Source organism: Corallococcus sp. AB018 (genome assembly GCF_003986945.1).
Lineage (GTDB): Bacteria > Myxococcota > Myxococcia > Myxococcales > Myxococcaceae > Corallococcus > Corallococcus exiguus.
This window is the reverse complement of record NZ_RAWR01000233.1, coordinates 1-16,535: the sequence shown is the minus strand read 5'-3', so window position 1 is coordinate 16,535 and position 16,535 is coordinate 1. Positions and strand designations below refer to the sequence as shown.

Genomic DNA, 16,535 nt, shown 5'->3' with positions numbered 1-16,535 from the left:
GCCCGGGGAGGAGCGGCCGGAAGAACTCTTCGCGGCGCGGGGACGGTGAATCTGCTTAGGGGACATTGCGTGGACTCGGTTCCGCTTTACTCTGGGCCACCGCGCGCCGGGCGGCCAGCCGAGAGGAAGTTTCGGGGGGCGCGCGTGGTTTTGGTCTGGTTCTCCCTTACATCTCCTGGGAATTCCCTTCACTCGCCGCGCTCCTTCGAGGATCCTCCGGCGAGAGAGCCAACATGATTGAATGGACGCTAAAGAAGCTCATCGGGACCAAGAATGAGCGCGAGCTCAAGAAAGCCCGCCTGAAGGTCGCCCGCATCAACGAACTGGAAGGCCGCATGAAGGCCCTCCAGAACGAGGACTTCGCGCGCGAAACCGCCCGGATGAAGCAGGAGATCGCGAACGGCAAGCCGCTCGACGACCTGCTCTTCGAGGCCTTCGCCCTCACCCGTGAGGCGGCGAGCCGGGTCATCGGCCAGCGCCACTACGACGTGCAGCTCATCGGCGGCATGTTCCTGCACGAGGGCTGCATCGCGGAGATGCGCACCGGTGAAGGCAAGACGCTCACCGCGACGCTGCCCTCCTACCTCAACGCCCTGTCCGGCCGTGGCGTGCACGTCGTCACCGTGAACGACTACCTGGCCCGCCGCGACGCGGAGTGGATGGGCCGCGTCTACAAGTTCCTGGGCATGTCGACGGGCTGCGTGCTCCACGAGCTGTCCGACAAGCAGCGCCAGGACGCGTACCGCTCGGACATCACGTACGGCCAGAACAACGAGTTCGGCTTCGACTACCTGCGCGACAACATGAAGTTCCGTCTGCAGGACTACGTCCAGCGCGAGCTGAACTACGCCATCGTCGACGAGGTGGACTCCATCCTCATCGACGAGGCCCGCACGCCGCTCATCATCTCCGGTCCCACCGAGGACAGCACCGACAAGTACTACCGGGTGGACCAGGTCATCCCGGGCCTCGTGCCGGACCAGGACTACACCCTGGACGAGAAGCACCGCTCGGTGGCCCTCACCGACGACGGCATCGACAAGCTCCAGAAGCGCCTCAGCGTCGGCAACCTCTACGACCCGGGCGAAATCGAGACCCTCCACCACGTCGAGCAGGCCCTGCGCGCGCACACGCTCTACAAGCGCGACAAGGACTACGTGGTGAAGGACGGCGAGGTGCAGATCGTCGACGAGTTCACCGGCCGCCTCATGCCGGGCCGCCGCTGGTCCGACGGCCTCCACCAGGCCATCGAGGCCAAGGAGGGCGTGAAGATCGAGAACGAGAACCAGACGCTCGCCACGGTCTCGTTCCAGAACTACTTCCGCATGTACTCCAAGCTGTCCGGCATGACGGGCACCGCGGACACGGAAGCCGAAGAGTTCGCGAAGATCTACAACCTGGACGTGCGCGTCATCCCGACGAACCGCAACGCGCAGCGCCGCGACGAACAGGACGTGGTCTACAAGACGGAGCGCGAGAAGTTCGAGGCCGTCGCCGCCCAGATTGAAGAGCTGAACAAGGCCGGCCAGCCGGTGCTCGTGGGCACGGTGTCCATCGCCAAGAGCGAGGTGGTGTCCAACTTCCTCAAGAAGCGCGGCGTGGCCCACAACGTCCTCAACGCCAAGGCGCACCAGCGCGAGGCGGACATCGTCGCGCAGGCGGGCCGCAAGGGCGCGGTCACCATCTCCACCAACATGGCCGGCCGCGGCACGGACATCCTCCTGGGCGGTAACGCGGAGGTCATGACCAAGAGCGAGATGGGCGCGCCGCCGGAGCCGCCGGAGTCCGTGGACGGGCAGCCCCCGGACCTCACCGCCTACCAGGCGGCGCTGGCGGACTACGAGAAGCGCTTCGAGGAGACGAAGGCGAACAACGAGCAGCTCACCAAGCGCGAGCGTGAAGAGGTCATGGCCGCCGGCGGCCTCTTCATCATCGGCACGGAGCGCCACGAGTCCCGCCGCGTGGACAACCAGCTGCGTGGCCGCGCCGGCCGCCAGGGTGACCCGGGCGCCAGCCGCTTCTTCCTGTCCCTGGAAGACGACCTGATGCGCATCTTCGGGTCGGAGCGCATCCAGATGCTGATGGAGCGCCTGGGCATGGAGGAGGGCGAGGTCATCGAGCACATCTGGCTCTCTCGCGCCATCGAGGGCGCGCAGAAGCGGGTCGAAGGCCACAACTTCGACATCCGCAAGAACCTGCTTGAGTACGACGACGTGATGAACCAGCAGCGGCGCACCATCTACAAGCTGCGCCGTCAGGTGCTCGCGTCGGGCGCGGGCGTTCCGCTCGTGGAGTACGAGGAGGACGTGAAGACGCGCGTGAAGACGCGCTCCGAGCGCGTCATCTCCTGGGCGGACTTCCGGGAGATGGTGCTGGACGCCGTGGAGGACGTCGTCGTGTCGATGACGGACACCTACGCCCCCACGCGCAGCTCCGACACCTGGGACATCGCCTCGCTGGCCAACTCCGTGAAGGAGTCGCTCAACCTGGAGATGAGCTTCGAGGGCGTCGGCAACCGCGACGAGCTCCAGGAGCAGATCTACGCGGCGGCGGAGAAGGTCTTCACCGCCCGCGAGCAGGAGTTCGGCGAAGACTTCATGCGCTTCCTGCAGTACCGGTACCTGGCCACCATCGACCAGCTGTGGAAGGACCACCTGCTGGCCATGGACCACCTGCGCCAGGGCATCGGCCTGCGCGGCTACGGCCAGAAGGACCCGAAGCAGGAGTACAAGAAGGAAGGCTACACGGGCTTCATGCAGATGCTGGACGCCATCAAGACGCAGTTCGTCAGCCAGATGATGCGTGTCCAGGCCCGCTCCGCCTCCAGCGCCGCGGAGGAGACCGCCCGCATCCAGCGCCAGCTGGCCCAGCAGCAGAAGAAGGCCGTGGAGGGCCGCGCGGACGCCGAGGGGAAGATCGAGGAGGCCACCGCCACCCCGGTCGCCCAGCGCGAAGCCGCCGCCGGCCCCAAGCCCGTGGGCCGCAACGAGCCCTGCCCCTGCGGCAGCGGCCGTAAGTACAAGAAGTGCCACGGCGCCAACGAAGCGAACCCGTAGGCCGCTGAACACCTGATGGAAGCGCTCTTCCGGCGCGGTCGCCCTCCCTGGAAAGGGGAGCGGGGCCGCGCCGGTCGCCTTCCTGGAGGGGAGGGGAGCGGCCTCGGGGAGGTAGGAGCCGGACGGAGGGTGTGCCGAAGCTTGCGCCCCTCTTGAGCGTTCTGCTAAGGACGCCGCGCCCTGTTATGTAGGGGCCGGGCTTCACCGCCCGAGGCAGTCAGCAGCACCCACTACTCACACGCGTGTCACCGGTCCCCGGTGCCCCTCCACGGTGGAAGGGCCAGGACTGGCAGCGGTCTCAACGCGCGTGGCGGAACAACCGGAAGGTACTCGCACCATGGATCAGCAGGATACGCAGACGCAGGCCCAGGCGATGGCCGCTGCCAGCGGCATCACGATGCGCCAGCTCCTCGAGGCCGGCGTTCACTTCGGCCACCAGACCAAGCGCTGGAACCCGAAGATGAAGCCCTACATCTTCGGTGCCCGTAACGGCATCTACATCATCGACCTGCAGAAGACCGTGACCATGGCCCGCGCGGCCTTCCGCTTCGTGGCGGACATCACGGCGCGCGGCGGGTCGGTGCTCTTCGTCGGCACCAAGAAGCAGGCGCAGGACGTCATCCAGGAGGAGGCCGCCCGCGGCGGTCAGTTCCACGTCACCAGCCGCTGGCTGGGTGGCACGCTGACGAACTTCAAGACCATCAAGCAGGGCATCGACCGCCTGAAGACGCTGGAGAAGATGGCCGAGGACGGCACCTTCGAGCGCCTGCCCAAGAAGGAAGTCGCCCAGCTCGACCGTGAGCGCGAGAAGCTGGAGAAGAACCTGGGCGGCGTGAAGGACATGGCGAAGCTGCCCCGCTGCGTCTTCGTCATCGACCCGAAGAAGGAGCACATCGCCATCCACGAGGCCACCCGCCTGGGCATCCCGGTGATTGGTCTGGTGGACACCAACTGCGATCCGGACGGCATCGACTTCGTCATCCCGGGCAACGACGACGCCATCCGCTCCATCAAGCTCTTCACGTCCAAGATCGCCGACGCGTGCCTCGAGGGTGCGGCTCGCTACCGTGCGTCCGGCGCCGCCGAGCGCGACGAGCAGGAGGAGCGCGAGGGCCGTGACGACCGCCGTGACGACCGCCGTGGCCCGCGCCGTGGCGACCGCCGCGACCGTGACGACCGCCGTGGCGGCGGTGACCGTGGCGGTGAGCGCCGCGGCCCCGTCGTGGAGATGAAGGCCACCGCGGCCACCACGGAGCAGGCGCCCGAGGCTGGCGGCGAGAGCACGCCGGCGGCGGAGTAACCGCCCGGCCTCATCGCTTTCCCAACGCGGTCTCCGGAGTTCGGCCGGGCGGCACCTCTCAAGGCCCGCTGTCCGGCCGTCTCCATTTTCTACGTCCTTGGCGTCAGTACCCAGAACCCCAGTCCTCCGCCCCCAGCGCACGCCGCCGGGCTCGGAGCCGATGAAGAAAGAGATACGACATGGCTGAGATCACCGCCCAGATGGTGAAGGACCTCCGCGAGCGCACCAACGCCGGCATGATGGACTGCAAGAAGGCGCTGGCCGAGTCCGGTGGCGACTTCGAGAAGGCCGCGGAGTGGCTGCGCAAGAAGGGCATCTCCAAGGCCGAGGGCAAGGCCGGCCGCGTCGCCGCCGAAGGCATCGTGACCTCCTACATCCACGGCGGCCGCATCGGCGTCATCGTGGAGGTCAACTGCGAGACGGACTTCGTCGCTCGCAACCCGGACTTCCAGGACCTGGCGAAGGAAGTGGCCATGCAGATCGCCGCGGCCGGCCCCAAGTTCGTCCGCCGCGAGGAGGTCCCCACCGACGCGATGGACAAGGAGAAGGAGATCCAGCGCGAGCTGCTCAAGCAGCAGGGCAAGCCCGAGGCGATGCTGGAGAAGATCCTCGTGGGCAAGATGGAGAAGTACTACGAGGGCGTCTGCCTGGTGGACCAGCTCTGGGTGAAGGACGACAAGAAGAAGGTCGGCGAGATGATCAACGAGCGCGCCGCCAAGATTGGCGAGAAGGTCTCCGTGCGCCGCTTCGTCCGCTACGAGGTGGGTGAGGGCATCGAGAAGAAGAAGGATGACCTGGCCGCCGAGGTCGCCAAGACGCTGGGCCAGGCCTAAAGCCTCCGTCCCTCCCGTCTCACCCTGGGGCCGCGTGCCTGGGGCTCTTCCTCACAGGGGAAGGGCGCCGGGAACGCGGCCCTTGGTATTCCAGGCCCTGTTTCCTTCACGTCCGTCCGCCCGGCACTGGACGGTGCGGCGCGCGTCACGACTTCCGTCGTTGCCTGGGCGCGGGGCGGGGGATAGAAGCGGTCGCGTATGTCCGAATCCACCTCTCCCTACAAGCGCATCCTCCTCAAACTGTCGGGCGAAGCCCTGATGGGCGAGGGGAAGTACGGCATCCACCCGCCCACCCTCACGCGCATCGCGGAGGAAGTCGCGGAACTCTCCAGAACGGGCCTGGAAATCGCCCTCGTGATTGGCGGCGGCAACATCTTCCGCGGCGTCGCTGGCGCCACGGAGGGCATGGACCGCGCGAGCGCGGACTACATGGGCATGCTCGCCACCTGCATCAACTCCATGGCGCTGCAGGACTCGCTGGAGAAGCAGGGGCTGAAGACGCGCGTGCAGTCCGCCATCAAGATGGAGCAGATCGCCGAGCCCTACATCCGCCGGCGCGCCGTGCGGCACCTGGAGAAGGGCCGCGTGGTCATCTTCGCCGCGGGCACGGGCAACCCCTACTTCACCACCGACACGGCCGCGTCGCTGCGCGCGATGGAAATCAACGCGCAGGTCATCCTCAAGGCCACCAAGGTGGACGGCGTCTACAACGCGGACCCGAAGAAGGACCCGACCGCGAAGCGCTACCGGTCGCTCACGTACATGGACGTCCTCAAGCAGAACCTCAACGTGATGGACTCCACGGCCATCTCGCTGTGCATGGACAACAAGCTGCCCATCATCGTGTTCGACCTGGGCACGCGCGGGAACATCCAGCGCGCCGTCACGGGCCACGGCGAGTTCGGCACCATCGTCGGCGCGGCCGAGACCGTCTGGGCCTAGGGACGCCACGGACGGGACTGACAACACCCCCACTTCTCACAGGAGACGCACAATGGCTGACACGGCGGATCTGAAGGGCCGTATCGACAAGTCGGTGGAAGACCTCAAGCGGGAACTGGCCAAGGCGCGCACCGGCCGGGCGAACACCAACATCCTGGACGGCATCAAGGTGAACCAGTACGGGACGCCCACGCCGCTCAACGGCGTTGCCAGTATCAGCGCGCCGGAGCCCCGCCTCATCGTCATCAAGCCCTGGGACAAGGGCGTGCTGAAGGACATCGAGAAGGCCCTCCGTGAGGCGAACCTCGACGTCAACCCGATGAACGACGGCGAGATGATCCGCCTGCCCTTTCCTCCGCTCACCGAGGAGACCCGCAAGAAGATCGCGAAGCAGGTGAAGGAGAAGGGCGAGGAGCACAAGGTCGCCATCCGCAACATCCGCCGCGACGCGAACGAGGCCCTCAAGACTCAGCTGAAGGACAAGAAGATCACCGAGGACGACCTCAAGCGCCGCACGGAAGAGGTCCAGAAGGCGACCGACGCCGGCATCAAGGCGGTGGACGACCTGGTCGCCAAGAAGGAGAAGGAAGTGATGACGGTTTGAGTCGTCACGCCTGGAAGCCCGTGGCCAGTCGCCACGGGCCTCCTTCCGGGCTTCAGCAGGAACCCAGCCGGGCCTTCAGGACGGCCTCAGGCTGGATAGACGAGCGCTTCGCCGGTGAGGTGCCGCACCACGTCCGAGACGAAGGCGAACAGCTCCAGCCCCTTGCCCTTGTCGTCCTTCCAGGCGCGCGAGGCATCGTCGTGGCTGAAGTGGATGCCCTGGCCCTGGCCGGCCACCCAGATCTGCCAGACGGCGCGCTGGGTGTTGATGATGCACTTCTCGCCGGACGCGGCCGTGAGCGTCACCTTGTCACCGGTGGCTTCGGCTTCCAGCACGTCCGGGTCGAAGGTGTCCGCGGCCGCCAGGATGCGCTTGAACGCGGCGGCCACGAGGGAATGGTAGCGGGCTTCGTCCATCATGGCCGCGCGCTCCCGGACGTCACTGGATGACGTCGAGGACCTGCTGGCCGGGGGCGGAGTAGAACAGGAACTTCAGGTGCTGCGCCGGGGGGTTCTCCCCCTTCTCGCCGGGCACCTGGTCTTCCGTGCTGGTGGGCGTGTCCGGCCACTCCATGGCGATGACCGTGCCCGGGTTCACCGGCTTGGGGAAGGACTGCATCCCCAGCAGGTGCGCCGCGAGCGCGCCCATGGAGGGCTGGTGGCCCACCAGGACGAGGTTCTCGTCGGAGTACTCCTTGAGCACGGGCTCCACCGCTCCCACCGGCATGTCCGGCAGCAGGCAGCGATGCACGCGCAGGAGGCCTTCATGCTTCACGGAGTTGGAGAGGATCTGCGCCGTCTGCACCGTACGCACCAGCGGGCTGGTGAGGATGAGGCTGATGGGCCCCATGCGCTCAGACAGCGACGCGAAATGCGCGGCGACATTCGTACGGGCCTTCGCGGTCAGCGCGCGCGCCTCGTCGCCGAGCCCCTCGGGGATCTCTGCGTCCGCATCGCCGTGCCTTACCAGGAAAATCCTCAAAGTCCCTCCACCGGTCGCGACAAGACCGCGGTTCGTACATGACCGTGGCCCGGTTGGTCAAAGGTAATGAGTCGAATGTTCAGTGCCCGGAACAGCCTGCGCATTGCGGGCGTTCGGGAACCGCCGTTCGCGGGGGGCCAACCCGAGCATACACTGGCCACCCACTGGCGTTCACGGGAGGTGGCATGCGCAAGTTGTTGGGGTGTCTGGCCGTCGTCCTGGCCCTGTCCGCCTGTCGCAAGGACGCGGCGGAGGGGGGGCCGGAGGGCGCGGGTGACGCCAGGGGCACGGTCGCCCGCCTGGAGGGTGGGGAGGCCAGGGAGGCTGGAGATGACGCGCCGTCCGGCCCCTACGCCCTGACGAAGGAGAAGCTGGAGGCGTACGTCGGCTACCAGCGCAAGATGCTGGAGGTGTACGGGTCGCTGATGCGCAGCCTCCAGGACATGGGGCCGCTCCTGGACGCGGGCACCCCCCAGGCGATGGAGAAGGCCAGGAGCGGCCTGAAGCTCATCGAGCGCAAGGCGCAGGCGGAGGTCGACGCGCGCCAGGCGGCGGGGCTGTCCACGGACGAGGTCAACCGCATCGCGGAGGTCGTCACCGCCGTCATCAGCCAGCGGCAGATGGGGCGCACGCTCCAGTACGAGGAGGAGCTCAAGAAGCTGGAGGCGCTCCAGGCCCGCATGCCGGAGGAGCAGCAGAAGGAGCTGGCACCGCAGGTGGAGTCCATGCGGCTCCAGGTGGAGACCTTCCAGAAGCTCCCGGAGGCGCGCCGGGAGTTCGGCGACGCCAACGTGGACGTGGTGCTGGCCCGCGAGGCCGACCTGACGAAGAACTACCAGGACATGCTCAAGGCCTTCGCGGGCATACGGCGGTAGCTACACCCGCTTGAGCTGGGGCGCCTTCTTCAGGAGCTGCGCGAGGAAGGCGTCACCCTGCTTCTCCAGCACCGTGTTGCCGCGCAGGCGCTGGTTCAGGTTGACGAAGTCCACGTGGTCCAGCCGCTGGTCCTGGTTGTAGCAGGAGAAGACCCACGTCTCCTTGCCGGTGACGGGGTCCACGTGCCGCTGGAGGCACTGGGCGCAGATCTCCTTCATCATGCACTGCATGGGGGAGTTGATGGACCCGAGGGCCTCGTGCCCCGGCTTGAGGAACGGCTGGAGCACGCCGTGCCGCGCCTCCGCCACCGCGCGCATCATCCGGTCCGAGCCGATGGCGATGATGCGGTCCACCTCGCTCAAGGAGATGACGGGCTTCACGCCCAGCTTCCCTTCGGCGTAGGCCACCATGGCCTGCACCACGTTGCCCCGGAAGGCCGCGTCCTGTGCGCGGCGTACGTCCAGCAGGTCGCCGGAGTCCACGGACCAGATGACCTGGTCGGTGCCGGCTTCAATCTCATCCTGCTTGAACGAGTCCGCCTTCAGCCGGTAGCCCGCGAAGTACACCACGCGGCAGCCCGCCGCCTTGAGCGAGCGCGCGATGGAGAAGAGCACCGCGTTGCCCAGGCCGCCGCCCACCAGCACCACCGTCTCGTTGTGGCCAATCTCCGTGGGCGCGCCCGTGGGGCCCATCAGCACGACGGGCTCGCCGGGCTTGAGCGCCGCGCACAGGCGGGAGGAGGAGCCCATCTCCAGCACGATGGTGCCCATCAGGCCCTTCTCCTTGTCCACCCACGCGCCCGTGAGGGCCAGGCCCTCCATGGTGAGGCGCACGCCGTCCACGAGCGGCGCGTTCCGCTCGAAGTTCTGGAGCCGGTAGAACTGGCCGGGGGAGAAGTGGCTGGCGGCGAAGGGCGCCCTCACCACCACCTCCACGATGGTCGGCGTGAGCCGGTTCACGCCGACGACGGTGGCGAGGAAGGCTTCGTCCAGCGTCGCGAAGTGGGTGGCGCGCTTCGACTCGCGCGCGTCCTGCGCGGCCGTGTCGTTGAAGTCCAGGCCCGCGACCTCCTTCGCGAACAGGCGCGCCACCTGCGGGTGGCCATCCTTCGCGCTGGCCATGGCCTTCACCACGTTGCCCGCGTAGGTCGGGTGGTTGTCGCCGTAGAAGGACACGAAGCGGCCGTCGCGTTGGTAGGACGTGAAGAAGCCCACCTTCGCCTCGGGATCCTCCTGGGCCTCCACCGGCTGGAGCTTGAAGCCGCTGCCGTCCTCCACCAGCTCGTGGCCCTGGAAGTACTCCTTCGCCTCGTCGAGCTGGAAGGTGCCCGGGTACTCCTTCTCGTAGGTGACGTTGGGGGACGTGCCCGCGGCCACGCAGACCGTCTTCGCGGGCAGCTCGAAGAACTGGCCGCTTCCCTTGAGCTTGCCGTCCACCGTCACCATGCGCTCGAAGCGGATGGCGCGCACCGCGCCCGAGTCGTCCTGCAGCGCCTCCGTGGGGCTCATCCGTTCGATGAAGCGGATGCCTTCCTCCAGCGCCTTGGAGACCTCTTCGTGGTTGAGGCGGTAGGCAGGGGACTCCGTGAGGCCCCGGCGGTACACCAGGCTCACGCCGCCCCACGCGCGCACCAGGTGGATGAAGTCCGGCGCGCGGCCTTCCGCCTGGGCCTTGTGTCGCTCGGCTCGGACGGCGCGGCCGTGCTCCAGGAAGGTCTGGTAGGTGGCGCGCTCCTCGGCGTCCAGGCGCGCGAGGACGGTGGCGTCACCCAGGTCCGCCACCAGCTTCTCGTGGCGCTCCAGCGTCTTCTCCACCTGCACCGGGTAGTACGCCATCAGCTCCGTGGCGGTGTCGATGCCGGTGAGGCCGCCGCCGATGACGATGGCGGGCAGCTGTACCTGGAGGTTCGCCAGCGAGTCGCGCTTGAAGGCACCCGTGAGCTGCAGCGCCATCAGGAAGTCGGACGCCTTGCGGATGCCCCGGATGAGGTTGTTCTTCATCCCGATGATGGTGGGGCGGCCCGCGCCCGCGGCGATGGCCACATGGTCGAAGCCCAGCGCCCACGCGTCCTCCACCGTCAGCGTGCCGCCGAAGCGGATGCCGCCGTAGATGCGCATGCCCTCTCGGCGCGCGAGCGTCAGGTGGATGAGCGTGAGGAAGTTCTTGTCCCAACGCACGGTGATTCCGTACTCGGAGACGCCGCCGAAGCCCTCCAGCACGCGCTCGTCCAGTTCGCGCGTCAGCTTGCTCCAGTCGTGGATGGGCTGGAGCGCGTGGCCGCCGCGCCCCACCAGCTCGTCGGGGAACGGTTCAATCTTGAGGCCGTCCACGCCGGTGACGGCGAACCCTTCGTTGAGCAGGTAGTGCGACAGCGTGTAGCCGGCGGGGCCCAGGCCCACCACCATCACGTTGCGGCCCACGTAGGGCAGGGCGTACGGACGGCGGATGTTGAGCGGGTTCCAGCGCGTGAGCAGGCCGTGGATTTCGAAGCCCCATGGCAGGGCCAACACGTCCGTGAGCGTGGCCGTCTCCGCCAGCGGGATGTTCACCGGCTCCTGCTTCTGGAAGATGCAGGCCTTCATGCAGTCGTTGCAGATGCGGTGGCCGGTGCCCGCGCACATGGGGTTGTCCAGCGTCACCATGGCCAGCGCGGCCACGGAGTCACCCTCGCGCTTGAGCGCGTGTGCTTCGGAGATGCGCTCGTCCAGCGGACAGCCGGTGAGCGGGATGCCCAGCGGGTTCTTCTTGAACGAGTGCCCCTCCGCCACCGGGTCCTTCGCGGGGAAGCCCTTGCTGCACGAGTCCTTCTGTCGCTCGTGGCAGATGACGCAGTAGTCCACCTCGTTCATCACGTCGCGCGGGGTGCCCCGGCGGTCGGTGAGCTTGAAGCCGTCGCGGTGGCGCAGGTGGTGCTCCAGGCCCTCCGTCTTCTCCTCCATCTGGGCGTCCGGGCGCTGCAACTGCACCAGCTGGTCGAACACCAGTGGCTTGGGCAGCCGCAGCGTGGGCCAGGTGTGGAAGAGGGCCTTGGTCTCCGGGTGCAGCGCGCGGGCGTACGTCCACCGGTCCGCCAGCGACAGCAGCGCGCGCACGGCCTGGAGCTCCGCCGCGTCGTCGCCCCTCATCACCAGGCTGGAGCCGAACGCGTCCTCGCCCTCGGGCGTGGCGGTGAGCCTGGCGCGCAGGGCGGCCCACCGCTCGCGCAGGGCGGGGGCGCGCTCCTGGTGCGCGGGAGGCAGGTTGCCGGAGTAGAGCCGCTCCAGGTCGAGCAGCGTGAGGATGGACTCCGCGAGGCCTCGCTCCAGGTCGCCGTGCGCGAGCGCGTCCGGGAAGCCAAGCTGCATGAGCAGGCGCATGCGCGCGTCCAGCGACGGGAACTCCGCGAGCGTCGGACGGTCCTGCGCGCCCTTCTTGAAGACGCGGCGCGTGATGAACTCGCGCTTGAAGTCGAAGAGGGGCAGCTCTCCGCGCAAGTGGCTGGCCAGTCGCTCGGTCTCCGGTGTGATGCCGAAGAGTGTGGCGACGAAGCGCGAGACGTGGCGGGCCACCTGGATGAGCAGCTCGGACTCCGCCGGACCGGAGAGGCTGGCGCCTCCGGACTTGCGGTAGGCGTCGAAGGTCTGGAACAGGTCGGGCGCGTCGCCCTGGAGTCGCGCGTCGAAGCGCTCCGCCAGCCGGCGCAGGCCACTGGGGCGGTACAGGTCTTCGAAAGTGAATCCCGGGAGGCCCAACTGGAGCGCCGGGGCAGGGGCGGAGGCGAGGTCGTTCAAGGCGCGCATGTCACGGGACTTCGGGGAGGCAGGCAGCTTAGGGCCTGGAGGCTGGCGGGTGCGATGGACGTCATGGGCCGGATTTGCTCCGCCCGACGTGTTGAGGCGGTGGGCCCCAGCGGCTACGGTGCGCCGCCATGATGGACAACGCCGCACGTCGTGCCTCCGAACCGCACCTGGCCCCCGTGCCGGATGCCTGTTACCTGTGCAAGGGAGGGCGCCTGCGGCTGCGTCACCGGGCGCGCGGCGGCACCCAGGCCCAGGGCGCGGCGGCCTACAACTGCACGTCCTTTGGCCACCGGAGCCACCCGCCCATCTGGGGCTGCGAGGACTGCGGGATGATGTTCCAGTGGCCCCTCGTGTCCCCGGACACGCTGCTCCAGGCGTACCAGGACGTGGAGGACCCGCTCTACGTCGCGGAGAAGGACAACCGCTACCACACCTTCCGCCGCGTGCTGCGCGAGCTGGGGCCTGCCCAGAACCGCACGCTGCTGGATGTGGGCGCCTACTGCGGCTACTTCCTGGATGTGGCGCGCGAGTCGGGCTTCCGCCCGGAGGGGCTGGAGCTGTCGCGCTGGGCGGCCGGCAACGCTCGGAGCCTGGGCTTCACGGTGCACGGACTCCCCCTGCGGGAGCTGGCGGCGAAGGGCCTTCAGTACGACGTGGTGACGCTGTGGGACGTGGTGGAGCACTTCGCGGATCCGCGCGAGGAGCTGAAGGCGGCGCTCAAGCTGGTGCGCCCCGGCGGCCGCATCTACCTGTCCACCATCGACGCGGGCAGTCTGCTGGCGCGCCTCATGGGCGGGCAGTGGCCGTGGCTGATGGACATGCACCTCTTCTATTTCGGCCGCCGCACCCTGGCGATGATGCTGGAGGAAGTGGGCTTCCGCGTCACGGACGTCCGGACGTACACGCACATCATCTCCGCGGACTACCTGCTGCGGAAGGTGGGCGCGAGCTTCACGCCTGCGGGGCCGGTGCTGGACCTGGTGCGGCGGGGTGTGCCGTCCAGCTGGTCCATCCCGTTCAACCTGGGCGACAACATGCTGATGGCCGCCGAGCGGCCCCTCTAAGCCTTCCCTCGCGCCTATGTCCCCCTTGATGCGGCGGGTGCTGCACCCGCTGGTGTTGCTCACGTTCTTCGCGCTGTCGGCGTTCCACACCTGGCCGCTCGTGTCCCAGATGAAGGGATACGTGATGGGCGGACGCGAAGACGTCTACATGAACATGTGGCACCTGTGGTGGATGCGGCAGGCCCTCTGGGTGCAGCCGCAGAACCCCTTCTTCGTGCCCTTCCTCCACTGGCCCCTGGGCGCCGAGCTGTACTGGCACACGTTGGCCCCCGCCAAGACGCTGTGGGGCGTGGTGCTGCTGCCGTTCATGTCCGTGGAGACGGCGTACAACGTGGTGCTGTTCGGCTCGTTCGTGCTGACGGGCTACACGTCGTGGCTGCTCCTGCGCTACCTGCTGGAGCGCGCGGGCCATGGGCCCTGGCTCGCGGCGGCGGCGGCGCTGGCGGGCGCGTGCGTGTTCAACTTCTCGCGCTACCACCTGACCCACGCGACGGCGCACCTGAACCTCACCGCGCTGGAGGGACTGCCGCTCTACCTGCTCTGCTTCTTCCGCTGGCTGGACGAGGGCAAGCGCAAGTGGCTGGTGGGGCTGGCGCTGTGCGCGTTGTACGTGTTGCTGTGTGACTACTACTACCTCGTCTACATCGCGCTCTTCTCACTCCTGTGGGTGGTGGCGGAGCGGTGGAAGCGGGGGCCGCTGCTGTCCCTGGACACGTGGAAGGATCCGCTCGTGCGACGGGCGGCGGTGGCGGGAATCGCGGCGGGGCTCGCGTGCGTGCCGCCCATGGTGCCGCTGCTCCTGCATGCGTTCCCCGCGCCGCTGCAAATCCACCACGGCGACTCCGACTACTTCACGGACCTGTACGCGTTCTTCATTCCGGACACGCGCTCGGCCTGGATGGCGGATCTGCCCGCGAAGGCGCGTGAGTTCTCCCTGAACGTCATGCGCATGAAGATGTCGACCAACCTGGAGGAGACCGGCACGTTCCTGGGCTGGTTGACGCCGCTGTTGGCCGTCTTCGCGCTGTGGCGGGGCGTGCCGGAGGGGCGCCGTTGGTTGGGGCTGGGGTTGGGCTTCGCGGTGCTGTCCATGGGCACGGTGCTCAACATCGGCCTGGAGGACCGGGTGTCGCCGGTGGTGCTGCTCTTCGCCGTGGCGCTCGCGGTGGCGCTGGTGCCCGCGTGGCGGGAGCGGGTGTGGCGGCGGGACGTGCTGCTGCTGCTGGCGCTGGCCGTCTACCTGGCGCTGTCGGAGCCGCTGACGGCGTTCAACGTGCCGCTCAAGGTCCAGATTCCGATGCCGTATGTGGTGTTCAAGCACGTGGTGCCGCTGTTCTCGCGCGGGGGCATGCCGGTGCGCTTCATCCTGCTCACGCTCCTGTCGCTGTCGGTGCTGGTGGCGTTCGCCGCGGCGCACGCGGGCGCGTGGGCGTCCCGGCGGGATGCGCGGCTGGGCGTGGCGGTGGCGCTCGCGGTGGCGCTGATTCCGAACGTGGAGTACCGGGGCCTCCAGATGGTGGTGCCCTCCACTCCCCGGTTGCCGCCGGTGTTCGATGAGATTCGCGACGCGCCCATGCCCGCGGCGGTGCTGACGGACAACGTGCAGGGGCAGTGGGAGCAGATGTTCCACGGCAAGCCGGTGTCCTACGCCCGGCTGTCCCGGTTGCCAGTGCGGGAGTCGGCGCTGGTGAACTCGCGGCTCATTCGTGCGGCGGAAGGGATGCGCAACGCGTTCGGCACCGTCACGCCGGAGGAGCGCGACGAGATGCGGCGCTACCTGAAGGAGCACCACTTCAAGTGGTACGTGACGCACTACTTCCACCCCATCCGCCACCAGTTCATCACGGACGAACTGGGCGGCGAGATGGTGCACCAGGACGGCTACGTCACCGTGTACCGCTTCCCTTGAGCGGACGCGCTCATTCGCATTCGGCGTGCTCGATGTTCGTGCGCTCCATGGCGCTCGCGGACACGGCGAGGTCGGTCGCGGTCACGGTGACGCTCTCGTCCGCGGACACCATGGAGCCACACTCAGCGAAGCCGCTGGCGCCGCACTGGCGGGTGAGGACCACCTTGCCCTTGTTCTTCGACGTTTCGAGTCGCGTGTTCGTGCAGCGGTAGGCGATGGGCCCTGATGAGTCGTTTCCGCTGACGTCCATGTCTCCCTCGGTGTCCGCCGTGTCGAGGACCTCGCCGTCTTTGCTAAAGAGGACGAAGTGGAACCGGGTCCGGGAGACGGTGTTGCCGTTTCCCTCTTCGTCGGGGGACTCTGTTTCCTCCTGGGTGAACACGCGCAACGTCGCGTCCGGGGGAACCTTGAGGACTTCGTCCCGGGCCAGCAGCGGGGACTCCGGCGCCTTGGGGCAGGCGAGCTTCTTCGTGGGGAGCTTCACCTCGCGGGAGTACGTCCCCGGGGCGAGCAGCTTGAGGTGTTCGAGGACGGGACCCGCCTCGTCGGACGGGCAGGTGCCCAGGAGCCAGACCCAGAAGCCGGGTTTGAGGCCCGGGACGGTCTTGCTCTGGACGAGCCTGGGGTGGCCCTCCGGAAGGGTGAGGCCGGTCTTCTCGAACAGCTTCTCGAATTTGCCCCAGGAGTACACCTGGCCTTCGGCTTCGGCCTTGTCCTTGGAGCCCTTCCAGATGAGCGCGACGGGCTTGTCCGCGGCTTCGGCTTGGAGCGCTCCGGTGAAGGCCATCAGGCCCAGGACGAGAATGCTTGAACGCATGGCGGTTCCCCCTCGCGGTGCAAGAGCGCACCGCCCGCGATGCTAATGCTTCTTCGGTCCACCGCGCTTCGGGCGTGAGCCGCGCGGGGCAGGGGAGGCGGGGGGAGTCGTGCCTTCCGGCCGGGGCGCCTGCTCGCGTGGGGGCTTCGTGGCCCGTGCGTTCTTGGACCGGGAGGGCTTCGCCGGACGCGCGGAGCCGGTGGCCGGTGCGGGCTTGGACGGACGGCCTTGCTCGCCATGCGGCGGCTTCGTCGGACGCCCGTAGTCGATAGTCGGAAGCGGCCTCTCCCTGGACGCGGGGCCTGCACCTTCGTCGGCGGGAGGAGGCCGGGGCGCGGGCCGGCCGTGGCTGATGGCCGGGGGCGGCGGCTTCG

General features: G+C 68.1%; 12 protein-coding genes and 1 pseudogene. 8 read left to right on the top strand and 5 right to left on the bottom strand.

Annotated elements, in window-relative coordinates; genetic code table 11:
- The first annotated feature begins 233 nt into the window (after positions 1–233).
- The 5 genes from secA to frr all read left to right on the top strand — a co-directional run bounded on the left by secA (position 234) and on the right by frr (position 6,735).
- A complete protein-coding gene (secA, locus tag D7Y11_RS35565) occupies positions 234–3,056 on the top strand; it encodes a preprotein translocase subunit SecA (RefSeq protein ID WP_120581206.1) in 2,823 nt (940 codons plus the stop codon).
- A 337-nt stretch (positions 3,057–3,393) separates the two neighbouring features.
- Positions 3,394–4,356, top strand: a complete 963-nt coding sequence (gene rpsB, locus D7Y11_RS35560) for a 30S ribosomal protein S2 (RefSeq protein WP_120581205.1) — start codon at positions 3,394–3,396, stop codon at positions 4,354–4,356.
- A gap of 179 nt (positions 4,357–4,535) precedes the next feature.
- Positions 4,536–5,189, top strand: coding sequence for a translation elongation factor Ts (tsf, locus tag D7Y11_RS35555; RefSeq protein ID WP_120581204.1), 654 nt, complete (start codon positions 4,536–4,538; stop codon positions 5,187–5,189).
- 198 nt (positions 5,190–5,387) lie between these two features.
- Positions 5,388–6,131, top strand: coding sequence for a UMP kinase (pyrH, locus tag D7Y11_RS35550; RefSeq protein ID WP_120581203.1), 744 nt, complete (start codon positions 5,388–5,390; stop codon positions 6,129–6,131).
- A gap of 52 nt (positions 6,132–6,183) precedes the next feature.
- The gene (gene frr, locus D7Y11_RS35545) at positions 6,184–6,735 is read left to right on the top strand and encodes a ribosome recycling factor (protein ID WP_120581202.1); all 552 of its coding nucleotides are present in this window, start codon (positions 6,184–6,186) and stop codon (positions 6,733–6,735) included.
- An 86-nt stretch (positions 6,736–6,821) separates the two neighbouring features.
- Here the strand turns inward: frr and cyaY are convergent, their stop codons facing one another.
- Both cyaY and D7Y11_RS35535 read right to left on the bottom strand, forming a co-directional pair.
- Complete coding sequence (gene cyaY, locus D7Y11_RS35540) at positions 6,822–7,154, bottom strand: iron donor protein CyaY (protein ID WP_120598242.1); 333 nt, start codon at positions 7,152–7,154, stop codon at positions 6,822–6,824.
- Between the two features lie 19 nt (positions 7,155–7,173).
- Positions 7,174–7,716: a histidine phosphatase family protein gene (locus D7Y11_RS35535; protein WP_120559234.1), complete on the bottom strand. Its 543-nt coding sequence runs from the start codon at positions 7,714–7,716 to the stop codon at positions 7,174–7,176.
- A 185-nt stretch (positions 7,717–7,901) separates the two neighbouring features.
- On the opposite strand from D7Y11_RS35535, the gene D7Y11_RS35530 reads away from it, so the two are divergent.
- Entirely contained in the window at positions 7,902–8,591 is a 690-nt protein-coding gene (locus D7Y11_RS35530) for a hypothetical protein (RefSeq protein WP_121755474.1), read from the top strand.
- Here D7Y11_RS35530 and D7Y11_RS35525 read toward each other — a convergent pair whose 3' ends face one another.
- Positions 8,592–12,371, bottom strand: coding sequence for an FAD-dependent oxidoreductase (locus tag D7Y11_RS35525; RefSeq protein ID WP_126935905.1), 3,780 nt, complete (start codon positions 12,369–12,371; stop codon positions 8,592–8,594).
- Positions 12,372–12,499: 128 nt separating this feature from the next.
- On the opposite strand from D7Y11_RS35525, the gene D7Y11_RS35520 reads away from it, so the two are divergent.
- Together D7Y11_RS35520 and D7Y11_RS35515 are read left to right on the top strand one after the other, a co-directional pair.
- Positions 12,500–13,435, top strand: coding sequence for a class I SAM-dependent methyltransferase (locus D7Y11_RS35520; protein WP_233607493.1), 936 nt, complete (start codon positions 12,500–12,502; stop codon positions 13,433–13,435).
- 16 nt (positions 13,436–13,451) lie between these two features.
- Positions 13,452–15,344 (top strand): hypothetical protein, encoded by a 1,893-nt coding sequence (locus D7Y11_RS35515; RefSeq protein WP_126935904.1) that lies wholly within the window; start codon positions 13,452–13,454, stop codon positions 15,342–15,344.
- Positions 15,345–15,354: 10 nt separating this feature from the next.
- Here the strand turns inward: D7Y11_RS35515 and D7Y11_RS35510 are convergent, their stop codons facing one another.
- Together D7Y11_RS35510 and D7Y11_RS44615 are read right to left on the bottom strand one after the other, a co-directional pair.
- Complete coding sequence (locus D7Y11_RS35510) at positions 15,355–16,161, bottom strand: hypothetical protein (protein ID WP_126935903.1); 807 nt, start codon at positions 16,159–16,161, stop codon at positions 15,355–15,357.
- Positions 16,162–16,203: 42 nt separating this feature from the next.
- Positions 16,204–16,535, bottom strand: a pseudogene (locus D7Y11_RS44615) (hypothetical protein); the annotation flags it as partial.